Origin of the sequence: Halorubellus amylolyticus, from assembly GCF_034808145.1 — an archaeon.
Lineage (GTDB): Archaea > Halobacteriota > Halobacteria > Halobacteriales > Natrialbaceae > Halorubellus.
In genome coordinates this window covers 393,635-407,903 of record NZ_JAXHGM010000003.1, presented here as the reverse complement: position 1 = coordinate 407,903, position 14,269 = coordinate 393,635, and the positions used below count along the sequence as shown (strand labels likewise).

At 70.8% G+C, this 14,269-nt stretch carries 15 protein-coding genes; 7 read left to right on the top strand and 8 right to left on the bottom strand.

Going from position 1 to position 14,269, the window contains the following annotated elements; translation table 11 throughout:
- The first annotated feature begins 29 nt into the window (after positions 1 to 29).
- Positions 30 to 635 (top strand): class I SAM-dependent methyltransferase, encoded by a 606-nt coding sequence (locus SM754_RS10805; RefSeq protein ID WP_323676238.1) that lies wholly within the window; start codon positions 30 to 32, stop codon positions 633 to 635.
- 13 nt (positions 636 to 648) lie between these two features.
- Here the strand turns inward: SM754_RS10805 and SM754_RS10800 are convergent, their stop codons facing one another.
- Together SM754_RS10800 and SM754_RS10795 are read right to left on the bottom strand one after the other, a co-directional pair.
- Complete coding sequence (locus SM754_RS10800) at positions 649 to 1,647, bottom strand: aldo/keto reductase (RefSeq protein WP_323676237.1); 999 nt, start codon at positions 1,645 to 1,647, stop codon at positions 649 to 651.
- Between the two features lie 99 nt (positions 1,648 to 1,746).
- Positions 1,747 to 2,175 (bottom strand): hypothetical protein, encoded by a 429-nt coding sequence (locus SM754_RS10795; protein ID WP_323676236.1) that lies wholly within the window; start codon positions 2,173 to 2,175, stop codon positions 1,747 to 1,749.
- Positions 2,176 to 2,320: 145 nt separating this feature from the next.
- Between SM754_RS10795 and SM754_RS10790 the strand changes: the two genes are divergently transcribed.
- Entirely contained in the window at positions 2,321 to 2,617 is a 297-nt protein-coding gene (locus tag SM754_RS10790; RefSeq protein ID WP_323676235.1) for a DUF8152 family protein, read from the top strand.
- A gap of 298 nt (positions 2,618 to 2,915) precedes the next feature.
- A complete protein-coding gene (gene hutH, locus SM754_RS10785) occupies positions 2,916 to 4,511 on the top strand; it encodes a histidine ammonia-lyase (RefSeq protein ID WP_323676234.1) in 1,596 nt (531 codons plus the stop codon).
- Between the two features lie 43 nt (positions 4,512 to 4,554).
- Here the strand turns inward: hutH and SM754_RS10780 are convergent, their stop codons facing one another.
- From SM754_RS10780 to SM754_RS10770, 3 genes are all read right to left on the bottom strand, one after another.
- Positions 4,555 to 4,701: a hypothetical protein gene (locus SM754_RS10780; protein ID WP_323676233.1), complete on the bottom strand. Its 147-nt coding sequence runs from the start codon at positions 4,699 to 4,701 to the stop codon at positions 4,555 to 4,557.
- A gap of 169 nt (positions 4,702 to 4,870) precedes the next feature.
- Entirely contained in the window at positions 4,871 to 5,554 is a 684-nt protein-coding gene (locus SM754_RS10775; protein ID WP_323676232.1) for an HAD family hydrolase, read from the bottom strand.
- A gap of 73 nt (positions 5,555 to 5,627) precedes the next feature.
- Complete coding sequence (locus SM754_RS10770; protein WP_323676231.1) at positions 5,628 to 6,695, bottom strand: DUF4352 domain-containing protein; 1,068 nt, start codon at positions 6,693 to 6,695, stop codon at positions 5,628 to 5,630.
- 143 nt (positions 6,696 to 6,838) lie between these two features.
- On the opposite strand from SM754_RS10770, the gene SM754_RS10765 reads away from it, so the two are divergent.
- Positions 6,839 to 7,900: a zinc-binding dehydrogenase gene (locus SM754_RS10765; protein ID WP_323676230.1), complete on the top strand. Its 1,062-nt coding sequence runs from the start codon at positions 6,839 to 6,841 to the stop codon at positions 7,898 to 7,900.
- 21 nt (positions 7,901 to 7,921) lie between these two features.
- Here the strand turns inward: SM754_RS10765 and SM754_RS10760 are convergent, their stop codons facing one another.
- Both SM754_RS10760 and SM754_RS10755 read right to left on the bottom strand, forming a co-directional pair.
- Entirely contained in the window at positions 7,922 to 8,626 is a 705-nt protein-coding gene (locus SM754_RS10760; RefSeq protein ID WP_323676229.1) for a 5-formyltetrahydrofolate cyclo-ligase, read from the bottom strand.
- A gap of 66 nt (positions 8,627 to 8,692) precedes the next feature.
- Positions 8,693 to 9,847: an A24 family peptidase gene (locus tag SM754_RS10755; protein WP_323676228.1), complete on the bottom strand. Its 1,155-nt coding sequence runs from the start codon at positions 9,845 to 9,847 to the stop codon at positions 8,693 to 8,695.
- 167 nt (positions 9,848 to 10,014) lie between these two features.
- Between SM754_RS10755 and SM754_RS10750 the strand changes: the two genes are divergently transcribed.
- Both SM754_RS10750 and SM754_RS10745 read left to right on the top strand, forming a co-directional pair.
- Entirely contained in the window at positions 10,015 to 10,263 is a 249-nt protein-coding gene (locus SM754_RS10750) for a hypothetical protein (protein ID WP_323676227.1), read from the top strand.
- A gap of 67 nt (positions 10,264 to 10,330) precedes the next feature.
- Positions 10,331 to 12,589, top strand: coding sequence for an NERD domain-containing protein (locus tag SM754_RS10745; RefSeq protein ID WP_323676226.1), 2,259 nt, complete (start codon positions 10,331 to 10,333; stop codon positions 12,587 to 12,589).
- Between the two features lie 120 nt (positions 12,590 to 12,709).
- Here the strand turns inward: SM754_RS10745 and SM754_RS10740 are convergent, their stop codons facing one another.
- A complete protein-coding gene (locus SM754_RS10740; protein ID WP_323676225.1) occupies positions 12,710 to 13,288 on the bottom strand; it encodes an NUDIX hydrolase in 579 nt (192 codons plus the stop codon).
- 459 nt (positions 13,289 to 13,747) lie between these two features.
- On the opposite strand from SM754_RS10740, the gene SM754_RS10735 reads away from it, so the two are divergent.
- Positions 13,748 to 14,257: a hypothetical protein gene (locus tag SM754_RS10735; RefSeq protein WP_323676224.1), complete on the top strand. Its 510-nt coding sequence runs from the start codon at positions 13,748 to 13,750 to the stop codon at positions 14,255 to 14,257.
- Positions 14,258 to 14,269: the final 12 nt, after the last annotated feature.

Here is a 14,269-nt window from a genome sequence, read left to right as displayed (position 1 = left end):
TTTCTGTGCTCGTCGGTTATCGGCCTCACATGGAACCATTCCAGAACACGAGTCAGCCGGACTGGGACTGGTGGTCGCGGCTCTGGCCCGCGCCCGGCGCGACGCTCCGTTCCCTCGGAATCGATAGCGGCGACGCCCTCGCGGAGGTCGGTTGCGGGAACGGGTACTTCGCGCTCCCCGCGGCGCGCGTCGTCGACCCCGCGACCGTCTTCGCCGTCGACCTCGACCGCACGCTCCTCGACGAGCTCGACGAACTCGCCGCCCTGCATCGCATCGAGAACCTGGAGACGGCCCACGCCGACGCGCGCGACATGGCCAGCGCGCTCCTGAAACCCGTCGACGTCGTCCTGAACGCGAACACGTTCCACGGCATCGACGACCCGGGCGCGTTCGCCGCGAGCGCGCACGACGTCCTCGCGCCCGACGGCGAGTTCGTCGTCGTGAACTGGCACGACGCCGCCCGCGAGGACACCCGCGTCCACGGCGCCGCCCGCGGCCCACCGACCGACCTCCGGCTCTCGCCGGCCGCGACCGAACGGATCGTCACCGACGCGGCCGCCTTCCGCCCGATAGAGACGGTCGACCTGCCGCCGTACCACTACGGCGTCCGCTTCCAGAAGGAGTCGCCCAGCTAGGTGGTCCTCGTCCCTACCGCAGGTGCGAGAACGGGTCGCCCTTCGCGTCAGCGAGCCGCTCGACGTGCTCGTCCGTGAGTTCGACCTCCGCAGCGCGGAGGTTCTCCTCGAGCTGTTCGACGGTCCGCGCACCGACGATCGGTGCCGTGACGCCGTCGCGATGCAGGAGCCACGCGAGCGCGGTCTGCGCCATCGTCGCGTCGACCTCGTCCGCGACCGCGCGGAGCTCGTCGAGCACCGCGAAGTTCTCGTCGGTGAGGTAGTTCTCCTGGAACCGCTCGCCCAGCCCCGCCTTCGTGTCGTCGGGAGTCCGGTCGTCGCGTTCGTACTTGCCCGTGAGGAACCCCTGCCCGAGCGGGCTCCACGGGACGATACCCATCCCGTACGCCTCGCACATCTCCCTGTACCCGGCCTCGATCTCGCGGTCGACGAGGTTGTACCGCGGTTGCGTCACCGAGAACGGCTCCCAGCCCTCGCGCTCTGCTATCTCGTTCGCCTTCGCGATCTTCCAGGCGTCGGGTTCGAACGAGCTCGCGCCGAGGTAATGGACCTTGCCGTCCTCGACGAGGCCGTTGAGCGTCCGCATGAACTCGCGGACGGGCGTGTCGTCGTCGACGCGGTGCACGTAGAGGAGGTCGATGCCGTCGACGCCGAGTCGGTCGAGCATCTCGTCGATGCTCTGCCGGATGTGCTTGCGGCTGAGGCCGCGGCCGTTCGGGCCCTCTCGGGTCGGCCAGTAGATCTTCGAGGCGATGACGTAGTCGGCGCGGTCGCGGTCGGCGAGCCAGTCGCCGATCCACTCCTCGCTGTCGCCGCCGCCGTAGACGTCGGCGGTGTCGATGAAGTACCCGCCGGCGTCGTCGTACGCGTCGAGGAGGTCGAGCGCGGCACCGCGGTCGATCTCGACAGAGCCGTCGGCGGCCTCGCGACCGAACCGCCACGTGCCGAAGGGGAGTTCGCTGACCGTCAGTCCCGTCGAACCGAGGGAGACGTCGTCGATTGTCACGTCCATGGTCGAAGCGACGCCACGGTCACTGATAAAGGCGTTCGATGCCCGTGGAGGTTTCCGGCTTCACGCCGCCTCCCGGACACCGGATGACTGAGTCGACCGTCAGCAGACGTCGTACTTCCTCGCGGTCAGTTTGAGTTCGCCATCGGTGGTGATGCGGAAGACGGGGCGGATGCAGCGCATCTCGTCGGTCGCGTAGGTCCCGAGAGCCTCGTCGATGCGGTTCTGACGGAGGACGCCGTGGACGGTATACGCGGCGACGCCCTCGACCGGCTCGTGGTAGACTGTTTCGTGGCCGCCGTCGACGGATGTGGTCGCTTCGAACGCGTCCGAGCCGTCCGCGCGCGTGATCCGGAGCGAGACCTCGTGGGCGGTGTCGTCCTGGTTCTCGACCGCCAGGGCGTCGACGCGAACGCCGTCGTTCCCCGTATCGAACGGTGCGTTACATCCGGCGAGCGCCGTGGCGCCGCCGACCGCGGTCGCGAGCACGCACCGACGGGAGACGCTGAGGGGAGGGCTACGTCGGGTCATTCGTGCGTCGATAGTACGCAGCGACCGGCCTTGAAAACCGTGCCTGAGTCCTCCGAGCTCGATCGGGTCGCGCCCATGCCTCCGGTCCGCAGTCCGGGGAGCGAACCAGGACAACTGTTAACGTTCGATGGTGCGTGTATCCGGTATGCCCACCGACGACGTGACCGACCTCGTCGCGACGCTGCACTCGCACCTCGAAGCGACCGGCGAACAGCCGGTCGCCCCGAAGGAGAGCCGGTGGCTCGGCGAAGCCGAGGCCATCGCGGCGGACCTCCGGTACGCCGACGACCTGTCGCCGTCGACGGTCCGCGAACGCGCGTCGAAGGTCGAGCGCCTCCTCGCCGAGGTCGAGGACACGGGGAGTCCGGACGCGGACGAGCACGTCGCCGCCGCGCGTCGCTGTCTCGACCGCCTCGACGGCGCGCTCGAGGAGGCCGCCTGAGGCGCCCTACTGGCCGCGGTATCGTCGACGGCGACGGCGACGGCGGCCGCGACGACGTCAGGGACCACGGCTGGCGAGCGACCGCGCTTGGTGAGTGAGTGAGTGAGTGCCGTTGACAGGGAGGAAGTCTGGTGCGTCCGGTCGGACGACGCACGGAACAGTTCACCACTGTACGAGTCCGTGCGTTCGTTTGGTCGCCGGTGACGAAAGGCCGAAGACGTCCGGCGTTCGAACTCCAGACCATGCCGACCCATCACACCGCGGTGACGCACGTCGCCGCCGACGCGAGGTGCCGGCCGTGACCGTCGCACTCGACGGAGAGACGCTGACCCCCGAGGACGTCGTCGCCGTCGCCCGCGACGGCGAGCGCGTCACGATACCGGACGACGCACGCGACCGCATCCGCGAGTCCCGGGAGCGCGTCGAGGACGTCGTCGACTCCGGCGAAGCGGTCTACGGTCTCAACACGGGGTTCGGTGACCTCGTCACCGAACGCATCCCGCGCGAGGACGTCGAGACGCTGCAGACGAACCTCCTGCGGAGTCACGCCGCGGGCGCCGGTCGGGAGTGCACTCGCGAGGAGGTCCGCGCGATGCTCGTCACGCGAGTGAACGCGCTCGCGAAGGGGCACTCCGGCATCCGCGAACGCGTCGTCGACGACCTCGTCGCGTTCCTCAACGAGGGCGTCCACCCGGTCGTGCGCTCGCGCGGCAGTCTCGGCGCGAGCGGCGACCTCGCGCCGCTCGCACACCTCGCGCTCGTCCTCCTCGGCGAGGGCGAGGCGCACGTCGAACCACCCGAAGGCGGCGCGGCGGGCGAACGCGAGCGCGTCGACGGCGCGGGCGCACTCGACGCGGCCGGCGTCGACTCGATCTCGCTCGCGCCGAAGGAGGGCCTCGCGCTCATCAACGGCACGCAGCTGACGGTCGGTATCGCCGCGATGGCCGTGGTCGACGCCGAGCGCATCCTGACCGCCGCGGACGTCGCCGGCGGGTTGACGACCGAGGTGACGATGGGGACGACGGCGTCCTGCGACGCCGCGCTCCAATCGGTTCGACCGCACGACGGTCAGGCGGCGAGCGCGGAGAACGTCCGCGCCGCGACCGCGGGAAGCGAGATCGTCGAATCCCACCGGAACTGCGACCGCGTCCAGGACGCGTACGCCATCCGCTGCCTCCCGCAGGTCCACGGTGCCGTCAGGGACGCGGTCGCGCACGTCCGCGACGGCGTGGAGACCGAACTGAACAGCGCGACCGACAACCCGCTCGTGTTCGCCGCCGACGCGACCGACCCGCGGGCGAGCGGGACCGAGCACGCCGCCGTCCTCTCCGGCGGGAACTTCCACGGCGCGCCGCTCGCGCACCGCCTGGACTACCTGACCGCCGCGATGACCGACCTCGCGGCCATCAGCGAACGCCGCACCGACCGCCTCCTGAACCCGAAGCTCCAGGAGGACCACCTGCCGGCGTACCTCGCCGCCGAGCCCGGCCTGGAATCGGGGTACATGATCGCGCAGTACACGAGCGCGGCGCTCGTCAACGAATGCCGGAGCCTCGGCCGTGCGGCGACCGACAACACGCCCGTCTCCGGCGGCCAGGAGGATCACGTGTCGATGAGCGCCGGCGCGGCGATGCACGCCCAGACCGCGGTCGGGAACGCGGCGACCGTCGTCGGCGTGGAGCTGCTCTGTGGCGCGCAAGCGCTCGAGTACGTCGACGACGACCTGTCGCCCGGCGTCGGGACCGGCGCGGCCGTGGACGCCGTCCGCGAGGTCGCGCCCGCGTTGGACGAGGACCGACAGCTCTCCCCCGAGATGGACGACGCCGGCACGCTCGTGCGCTCCGGGCTCCTCGCGACGGCCGTTCGGGACGCCGTCGACGAGGACCTCGCCTGACGTCTCGACGCAGGCTCGACTCTGAGCCGGCGGCGTCGCCGCGTCAGAGGTCGTAGTGCGCGACGTCCGTCGACCCGCAACAGCCGCAGGTCCCGGTGTCGTCGCGGAGGCGCGTCCCGCAGCGACGACACTCGACGAACGAGGACTCGGGTGCGGTCCCTGTGAACGCTCGGCGGAGTCGGTCGAACATACCCCATCGCTCTCGCGGCATGGTGATAAGTAGTGACCACGTACAGTGAAAGTGGAAACCAACTGCAGCAGCGCCGATGGCAGTGATTACGCGCATCGGGGCTTTCAGGAGCAGGGCGACGCAGAGGCGGCCGCCCGAGGTGGGGCCTGGACGGGTCGCGACCGCCCGGTCACGCGTCGCGGTGGGGGTCGAGCGATTTCCGGCGTGCGTCGAGCGAGTCCCGGAGCGCGTCGGGGCCGTCGACGACGGCGTCCGCGTCGGGGAACGACTCGTCGGCGTTCGCGTTCGCCCGGTACGCTATCGCGGTCGCGCCGGCGGCCCGCGCGGCGGCGAGGCCGTGCGTCGAGTCCTCCACGGCGACGCTCCTGGGCAGGTCGGCGTCGACGAGCGACGCGGCCGCCTCGTAGACGCCGGGCGCGGGCTTGCCGGGACCGTCGACGTCCTCGGCGCTGACGACGGCGTCGAGCGTGCCCCGGAGTTCGAACCGGTCGAGGACGCGGTCGAGCCACCGGTGCGGGGACGAGGAGACGAGCGCGACCGCGACCCCGTCGCGCCGGAGGTCGTCGACGAGCGACTCGAACCCCGGCATGAGCGCGACCCGGTCGTCGTACAGCGCCGCCGCCGCGTCGTCGTACACGTCGAGGTAGCCGTCGAGGTCGACGGTCGTGCCGTACTCGCGGTCGAGGTACGCGTAGGCGTCGCGGACGTTCATCCCGGTTATCTCGCTCGCCGTCGGCCCCTCGCCCGCCGGTGCGTCGACGACCGACGGGAGAATGCGGTCGTTCTCGAGCGGGACCCAGTGCCGCTCGGAGTCCACGACGACGCCGTCCACGTCGAAGAAACAGGCGTCCATGGCGTCGCGTTCGACTAGTCGCCTGAAAGTCGTTCCGTCGTCGACCGAACCGGTGTCCGGAGCGCCGGCCGCCTCAGTTCAGCGTCCAGAACGCTTTGCTCGGTGAGTCCGTTCGCGTGAACGAGTACGAGAACGAGAGGGCGTCGACGTCGGCGGGAACCTGGAAGGCGAACTCGCCGCGGACGCGCTCGCCGGGGTCGAGCGAGAGCAGGAAGTCGACGTCCTCGAAGTCGACGGTCCCGACGACCGCGTCGTGGTCGTAGGCGGCGCCGTCCGACCGCTCGACGCGGACCGCATCGTCGACGAGCGCCGTGAGTTCCGCGTCTGCGGCGTTGGCGATCTCGACGTCGACGACGACGAACGTCCGGCCGTCCTCGGCCTCGGAGCCCGCGTAGCTCCCCGGACGCCGTGCGCCGTGAACCGTGACGGCCGTGCCCGCGTGAGAGACGGTCGCGCCGGGGTCGTGCGTGGGTCCCTCGAGTTCGGGTTCGAGGTCGGTGACGGTGTCGGCGCGTGCCCCGAGGTCGACGGTCGGTGGGTCGTCGTAGAACCCGTCGAACGCACCGAGGTCGTACTGGAGGAAGAGCGGTTCGCGGTCGACCGGTACCTGTACGACGACGTCCCCTCGGAGGACGCCCCCGGGCGCGAGCAACCCGCCGAGCCGCGGTCCGCGCGGGGTCGCCGTGCCGGGCGAGAACTCGTCCACCCCGTCGGTCACCTGCACGCGCCTGATGGCGCTGAACTCCACGAACTCGTCGCTCTCGTTCTTCACCGTCACGTCCACGACGAGGAACGTCGTCCCGTCCTGGGCGGTGTAGAGCGCGTACTCGTCCCGGCGCTCGACGGCGCGCACGCTGGCGGCGATCGCGTCGCCGCGCACGACCTCGCCGACCGGAACCCCCTCCAGGTCGACCGACTCCCCAGCGTCCGTCTCCGTCTGCCTCTCTGTCTCCGTCTCGGTCTCCGCGTCCGTGCGCGTCTCGGTGGCGGTGGTCGACTCGGTCGTCGCCGCCGTGGTCGTCGTCCCGTCCGTCGGCGCACGAGACGCGGTCGGGGTCGGGCCGGAACTGCAGCCCGCGACCGCACTCGTCGCCGCCGCCAACACGGTCAGGAGCCGTCGTCGCGTCGAGTTCTCCGTCACGTCCGCACACGCACCCGTCGAGCGTAAAGTCGATTCGGCCGACGGTGGCGGGTCGATCCGTGTAGGTGCGGGTGCCGGGAGATTCGAGGCCCGAGCGTGCCGGGGACCACACGACTTTGTGCCTCTCGGTGGTCTACTGGCGTATGCGCGCCGCAGTCCTCGAGGCGTACGGCGAACCGCTGCGTATCGACTCGATCCCGCGACCCGAGGCCGACCCGCACGGCGTCGTGGTCGACGTCGAGGCGTGCGGGGTCTGTCGGAGCGACTGGCACTCCTGGCAGGGGCACGGCGAGTGGGCGGACGACCAGGTCCCCATCGGGCAGGTTCTCGGGCACGAACCCGCGGGCGTCGTCGCGTCCGTCGGCGAGCGCGTGGACACGCACTCGCCGGGTGATCGCGTCGCCGTCCCGTTCAACCTCGGCGACGGGTCGTGCCCGCAGTGCGTGAACGGACACGGGAACGTCTGCGAGGACGGGTACGCGCTCGGGTTCGAAGCCGCGGCACCCGGCGCGTTCGCCGAGGCCGTGCACGTTCCCTACGCGGACTACAACGCGATAACGCTCCCCGCGGACGTCGAGTTCGAGGAGATGGCGGCGCTCGGCTGCCGGTACGTCACGGCGTTCCACGCGCTCGCGCACCGCGTCGACGTGGACGCCGGCGACTGGGTCGCCGTCCACGGCTGCGGTGGCCTCGGGCTCGCGGCGGTCCAGGTCGCGTCGGCGCTCGGCGCGGGCGTCGTCGCCGTGGACGTCCGCGAGGCCCCGCTCGCGTACGCGTCGGACGTCGGCGCGACGGAGACGGTGGACGCGAGCGACACCGAGGACGTCCCCGGAGCCATCGAGTCGCTGACCGGCGGTGGCGCGCACGTCTCCGTCGACGCGCTCGGGCGCGCCGAGACGTGCCGGAACAGCGTCGACTGCCTGCGGTCGCGCGGCGAGCACGTCCAGCTCGGGCTCACGACCGACGCGGAGCGCGGCGAGGTGGCGCTGCCCGTCGACGCGATGACGCGCTGGGACGTCACGTTCCACGGGTCCCGCGGGATGCCGCCGACGCGCTACGACGAGCTCATCCGGATGCTCGACGCCGGACGACTGGACCCCGGCGCGCTCGTGTCGAACCGCGTCGCGCTCGCGGACGTCTCCGACCGCCTCGCCGCGATGACGACCTACGACACGAGCGGTATCGAGGTCGTCACCGAGTTCTAGGGGCCCGGAGTGCACTGGCCGTCACGTGTGGTCGCGGAGCACGGGAATCTCCTCGATGCGTTCGTCGTCGAGGAGCGAGGCGTCGACGCCCGACGGCCGGTCGTAGGGGGTCTCGGTGCGGACGACGCGGTCCGGCGTGCAGACGAGGTCCATCGGGACGTCGTGCGCGGCCGGCGCTGGCGTCTCCCGGACCTGTCGTTCGTGGACGGTCGTCGCGACCGTCGTCGCGTCGTCGACGAGACCGGCCGTCGAGAGCACCGCCCACTCGAGGTCACTGTACCCCTCGCCCTTCCCGACGCGCGCCCCGGCCTCGGAGACCGCGACGCTCCCCGAGAGCACGAGGTCGACGTGCCCGAGTGCGTCCACGCCGACGGTGTCCGCGTACCGTTCGACCTTCGACACCGTCGCCGCGGCGTCGTACTCGTCGACGCCGAGCCGGTCGGGGTCGAGCTCGTAGAACGGCTCCTCGCTCGCGAGCCGCGGCACCGCCATGTAGACCGTCTTCCCCGCGTGGAGCGCTCGCCGTCGGACGGACAACTGTGGGGCGTCAGGGTTCGCCTTCACGACGTCGGCGGTCCGCCACGCGTCCGTCTCCGCGAGCCGGTCGCCGGCGGTCTCGGCGCCGGCGAAGTTCGGGATGCGGCCGTGGGGCGGGAACGGGAACCTGGCCTCGCCCGACGCGTCGAGTTCGTCCCACACCGTCTGGCGGAGGTCGTCCTTGTCCATGCGTCTACGCGGGACGTGCCCGGCAAAACGCTTGCCGCTCGCGCTCGCCGGCCGCGAGTCGGCGGCTCACAGCAGCGAGATAGCCGCCGTGACGAGGTCGCCGACGGTGAGTGCGAGCACCAGTCCGACGAACATCGGGACGATGAACGGGATGCCCGGCGACACCCACACCTGCCCGGACCTCGCGAGCACGTCCAGTCCCGCGCGGAGCGACTCCGGCGACGTCCCGTAGGCGTCCCCGTCGATGTCGTCGAGGAACGCCTCCGCGCCCCAGGCGTCCTCGAGCCCGTCGGCTTCCGGTGCGTCGTCGCTGGCGTCGCCGCTCCCGTTCTCGTCGCCGCTGGCGTCGCCGTCGCTGACGTCGCTGTCGGTGACGTCACCCCTCTCCGTCTCGCCGTCGCTACCATCGTGGGCGGCGTCGCCGACCTCGGTAGCGTCGTCACTGGACGCAGTATCGGGGTTCGACCCCTCCACGGTGGCCTCGTCCACCGGCGCGTGCGCGTCGAGGTTCCCGTCTCCGGGGTCGTTCGGGTCGTCGGGGAGCGACGCCGGGTCGCGGAGCGCGTCGGCGCGCTCCCGGACCGACGAGAGCGATTCGCCGCGCCAGCGGAGGTACATCCGGAGCGCGTCCAGGTCGAGGCTGCCGCCCTGCATGCCGTCGTTGCGGTTCATGAGCGTTCCGTATCGGTCGTCGACGCTGTCGACGTCCACGCGCGTCCCGAGGAACATCGGGAGCGCGAACTCGCCGTTCAGCGCGTTCCGCGCGAACAGCCCGAGCGGGTAGAGGATGCCCGCGAGGACCGTGTTCGTCAGGATGGTGAACGCGAAGCTCCCGAGCGGGTTCTCGTTCCCCGGGAGCGGCAGCACGACGCCAGCCACCTCGTAGAACGGGTAGATGGGGAACAGCAGCGAGAGGACGAGCAGCGCCTTCGCGTCCGCGCCGCCGAAGCCGCCGAACAGCCAGAAGAGGTACGCGACGGGTGCGACGACGCCGAGGCTCACGACGGCCGCGGGCAGGGCGTTCGACGCGTACGGATAGCCGGCAGCGAGCGCGCGCTGGACGGTGAGCGCGAAGAGGACGACGCCGCCGACGAAAAGCGGCGGCCAGACGCGGTTCGGGATGCGTCGCGTCCGAACGTCGGTGTAGGCGGCCCACGCGAAGAAGGGGACGACGAGGAGTCGTGCCAGGTCCAGGAGCGAGTTCGCGTTCTCGGCGGTCACGTGTCTGCCGGTCGTACCGCGAGCAAGGATAAAAACCTCCGCATCGAATCGGGCGACGAGTCCGCGGTCGGGACGGGAGTTCCGGAGCGGCCCGAAGGGGTTTCGAGCGTCGAGCCGACCCGGCGGTTTAAGTCGACGGGGGCGGGAGTGTACGGCGAGACGAAGTCGTGCTCGGTCAGTTGCTGGACCTCGTCCGGTCGGGGAGTCCGCGGGAGCGAGCGACCGCCATCGCCGTCCTCGTCAGTACGAGCGCCGCCGTCCTCCTCGTCGTCGGGTCGTTCGCGTCCGTCGCCGCCTACTATCGCGGCGTCGTCGGGAACACGTTCATGGTCGGACTGCTCGCGTTCGCTGTGTGCTGGATGGCGTTCGTCCTCCTCGGCGACGTCGTGCTCGCCAGACTCTTCGGTGCGGAGTAGCGCTCGTTCGCTCCCGAAGCCCACGCAGGCGGTGGGTTTATCCGCGCGTAAGCGATTCGGTTCTCGTATGGATTTCGTCGCGTCCGGGGTGGCGGCGGCGCACGCGGGCGTCGACGCGGAGGACGAGGTATGGGGGTCGCTGAAGGACGCGTTCGGGACCGAGACGGATGGCGTCGCGTTCCGCCGGTATCCCGTCGTCGACGAGGCGGACGGCCGGTTCGACCGCGAGCTCGACGTCCTGGTGTTGTCGCGCGACCACGGACTCGTCGTCCTGGAGGTGAAGGGGTTCACGAGCGAGCAGATCGGTCGCATCGAGGGCGAACGCTGGGTGCTGTCGGGGACGCGCCAGGACGCGGCGGCGCCGTACACGCAGGTCCGCGAGCAGGGGTTCCGGTTGCTCTCGCACTTCACGAAGGAGCCGTCGTTGATGGACCGGCGCGCGAACTGCGTGGTCGCGATGCATCCCGTGGTCGTCCTCCCGAACGTGACGCGGTCGGAGTGGGTGGACCGCGGGTTCGACGACCTGCCGGCGGCGCCGCGCGTCATCACGGGCGACGAGTTGACGCCGGCGACGCTCCGCGAGCGCTTCGACGCGCTCCCGGACACTCGGCGGCTCTCGGCGAGCGAGTACGCGGACGCCAGGGCCGTGCTCTCTGGCGGACAACCCATCAGCGGCGAGCGGTTCCCGGGAGCGAACGCGGACGACGACGACGGCACGACCGGGGTCGCGTCCGACGACGACGGCGGCGACGGCGGTGGCGGCGAGCGCGAGGGCGTGGCGCCGGGGGCGACGCGCGCGGACCTGTTCGCGGAGGTCGAATCGGGACTGAAGCGGTTGGACGAGGCCCAGGAGCGGTTCGCGCTCCAGGTGCCGGACGGCCCCCAGCAGGTCCGGGGTATCGCGGGGTCCGGGAAGTCCATCGTGCTCGCCCAGAAGGCCGCGCAGATGCACGCCCGGCATCCGGAGTGGCGGATCGTGTTGACGTTCCAGACGCGGGCGCTGTACGACGCGGCGCGCGAGGCGGTCGAGCGGTACTACGCGTACTTCGCCGACGACGGTGTCGACTGGTCGCGCCTCCAGGTGATGCACGCGTGGGGTGGGAAGACCAGTCGCGGCCTCTACTACGACGTGGCGCAGGCCGCGGGCGTGGAGCCGCGGACGTTCTCGGACGCGAAGGCGGCGTTCGCGGACGCGGAGGGTGGACTGCTCGCGAACTGCTGCGAGGAGGTGCTGGCGGACGGGCGACCCCAGGAGCGCTACGACGCGGTGCTCGTCGACGAGGCACAGGACTTCGACCCGGGGTTCCTGCGGTTGTGTCACGCGGCCCTGAAGCCGCCGAAGCGACTGGTGTGGGCGTACGACGAGGCGCAGTCGCTCCAGACGCTCTCGGCGCCCAGTCCGACGGCGGTGTTCGGGACTGACGACGCCGGCGAGCCGGTCGTGAACCTGCGCGGCCAGTACGAGGGCGGCGTCCGGAAGTCCGTCGTGATGCGGAGGGCGTACCGGACGCCGCGGCCGGTGCTGTTGACGGCGCACGCGCTCGGGATGGGGCTCCTGCGCGAGGCCGGCGCGGTGCAGGCGTTGACGACGCAGCGCGGCTGGGAGTCCCTCGGGTACGAGGTCGAACGCGGCGACTTCCGGCGGCACGGCGAGCCCGTGGAGGTCGTGCGGCCCGACGAGCACTCGCCGCACCCGCTCCGGGACCGCGAAGCGGCGCGGCCGTTCCTGTCGGTCTCGCGAGCGCACAGTCGCGCCGGCGAGGTCCAGCACGTCGCCGACGCGGTCGAGCGGGACGTCGACGTCGAGGGCCTGCCCGCGGAGGAGGTGCTGGTCGTCCCGCTCGGCGGGGTCGGGGAGTCCCGTCGGTTCGGCGAGCGGGTTCGGGATGCGCTCGCGGACCGCGGCATCGACGCGAACCTCGTCTGGAACGGCGACGTGGACACGTTCCGCGAGGACGGCGCGGTGACGGTCTCCCGGATCAATCGGGCGAAGGGGAACGAGGCCGCGTCGGTGCACGTCGCGGGGGTCGACCGCGTCGCGGACGACGACCGACGGGTAGACCTCGTCACGCGCCGGAACGAGCTGTTCGTCGCGCTCACGCGAACGCAGGCGTGGGCGTCGCTCTCCGGCGTCGACGACGCGGTCTTCGACGAGGTCGAGCGCGTTCGCGAGCAGGCGACGGGCCCGTTCCCGGCGCTCTCGTTCCCCGCACCGACGCCGGACGCGCTCGACAGACGACTCGGCGACGAGGACCCGAGTGACGTCGAGGCCGACGACGCCGGGGGGAACGCGACGCTCGACGAGTTCGAGTGGGTGGGGCAGTAGGCACTTTGCGGCCGGGCGCGAACCGCGTGCTATGACGGAGAGTGGTGACGGGTCGGGGGTACCGCCGGCGGACGCGTTCGGGGCGGCGCCGACGTGAGACTGGCCGTGATCGAACGTGCCTCAGAGTCGCTCCTGGAGGAGCGGGACGTAGTCGTCGAGGTCGAGCGCGAACTCGGTCGGAGCGTCGAAATCGGCCGCGAGCTCCGTCGGGTCGTCGAGGTCGATCCACGAGTACGCGAACTCGGTGCCAACCTCCTCGCCGGTGCCGGTGACGGTGTGCGTCCACGCGTCGCGGGGATCGTCGACGGTGACGTGGAAGAAGTGCCGGACGTAGTAGCGCGGCGGGTGGTTACGGCGCATCCAGACGTCGCTCGCGAGCGGCGTTGGCGTCCCGCAGGGGCGAAGGCCACTCTCCTCGTGGACCTCCCGCGAGAGCGCACGCCGCAGTGGTTCGGTCCCTTCGACGGTCCCCTTCGGTACCTGGAGTCCCTCGTGACCGGGCCCCTCGAAGACGAGGAGTTCCTCGTCGTTCCGCGTGACGTACGCGCAGACCTTCCGCGAGGACGTCGTGGCGGCGGGATGACCGGTCGCTGTGCTCTCCGGAACCGTCGGCCGCGGCGTCGCCGCGGACGGCTCTGGAGTCGAGTCATCTAGCGAGACGGCGTCGGTGGACGGAACGGGACGGTTGCGCTGTGACATGATGGGTCGGTTCTGGTGTCGTCGACGGGTACGGCAGGGTTCGGTCCGCGCCGCGTCCGCTGAACCACGACCAGTCGTCGTGGGACGGGCCGAGGCGTGCGATTCGATCCTCGCGGCACGGGCGGCGACGGCGGTGAACGCACCGAGGTATGTCACTGGCAAGCACGGACTCTTACTTAGTATTGATGACCATATCCCCCCGCACACCTAGTATTCCTTCCATACGGCGTCGAGTAAAGAGCGCATAGACTGGACGAACTGCCACGCTTTGCGAGTACTAAAAAACGCTCGTTTGGTGCCGAGCGGAACTAATCCCGATGCGGTCGCATCCGGCGACCAGGGGGAGGTGGCGTCGGTCCGCGGACGCACGACCCGTCCGAACGCACGCAGTCCGCGGTGGCTCGGTCCGCGGCGGGACGCCGGAAGGCTGACTGTCGTGCTCCGAAAGGTGTGGGGTAGATGCCGGTCGACGACCCGTCGTCGGGGACTGTGCGCCGACTCCTAACGCCGAGATACGTCGCGTTCCCGCTGGCGAACGCTGTGCTGTACCTGATCGTCCTCGTCCTACTGCGCGAGACGGTCGTCCAGTCCGGCCAGGGCGGTCGCATCGACGTGTTCCTCTGGCCGACGTACCGGGCGTCCTACAGCATCGGGGACCTTGGACCAGGTGCCAGGTTCCAGTTCCAGGCCCTCTTCGTGAATCACGCCATCGGTCTGGTGCCGTGCTATCTCGCAGCGACTGTGGCGGTGAACGCCTGGGCTCCGGAGACCGTCCGAGAGTGGCGCCCGAACATAAGCGGGCGGATACTCCTATTGTCGACCGTCGGTGGGTCCGTCGGGTTCGCGGTGGGGTTCGTCCTCGTGATGCTCTCCGGGTTCGAAGGGATCTTACTTTGGCTCTCCATGCTCGTGACGTGCGTCTACACTGTCGGTCACGCGTTCCTTACGGGAGACGAAACCGACGACTGACCCGACCTATCG

Coding starts and splice junctions, on each gene's coding strand:
- SM754_RS10805 (WP_323676238.1), top strand. CDS start 30: ATGGAACCATTCCAGAACACGAGTCAGCCGGACTGGGACTGGTGGTCG.
- SM754_RS10800 (WP_323676237.1), bottom strand. CDS start 1,647: ATGGACGTGACAATCGACGACGTCTCCCTCGGTTCGACGGGACTGACG.
- SM754_RS10795 (WP_323676236.1), bottom strand. CDS start 2,175: ATGACCCGACGTAGCCCTCCCCTCAGCGTCTCCCGTCGGTGCGTGCTC.
- SM754_RS10790 (WP_323676235.1), top strand. CDS start 2,321: ATGCCCACCGACGACGTGACCGACCTCGTCGCGACGCTGCACTCGCAC.
- SM754_RS10780 (WP_323676233.1), bottom strand. CDS start 4,701: ATGTTCGACCGACTCCGCCGAGCGTTCACAGGGACCGCACCCGAGTCC.
- SM754_RS10775 (WP_323676232.1), bottom strand. CDS start 5,554: ATGGACGCCTGTTTCTTCGACGTGGACGGCGTCGTCGTGGACTCCGAG.
- SM754_RS10765 (WP_323676230.1), top strand. CDS start 6,839: ATGCGCGCCGCAGTCCTCGAGGCGTACGGCGAACCGCTGCGTATCGAC.
- SM754_RS10760 (WP_323676229.1), bottom strand. CDS start 8,626: ATGGACAAGGACGACCTCCGCCAGACGGTGTGGGACGAACTCGACGCG.
- SM754_RS10745 (WP_323676226.1), top strand. CDS start 10,331: ATGGATTTCGTCGCGTCCGGGGTGGCGGCGGCGCACGCGGGCGTCGAC.
- SM754_RS10740 (WP_323676225.1), bottom strand. CDS start 13,288: ATGTCACAGCGCAACCGTCCCGTTCCGTCCACCGACGCCGTCTCGCTA.
- SM754_RS10735 (WP_323676224.1), top strand. CDS start 13,748: ATGCCGGTCGACGACCCGTCGTCGGGGACTGTGCGCCGACTCCTAACG.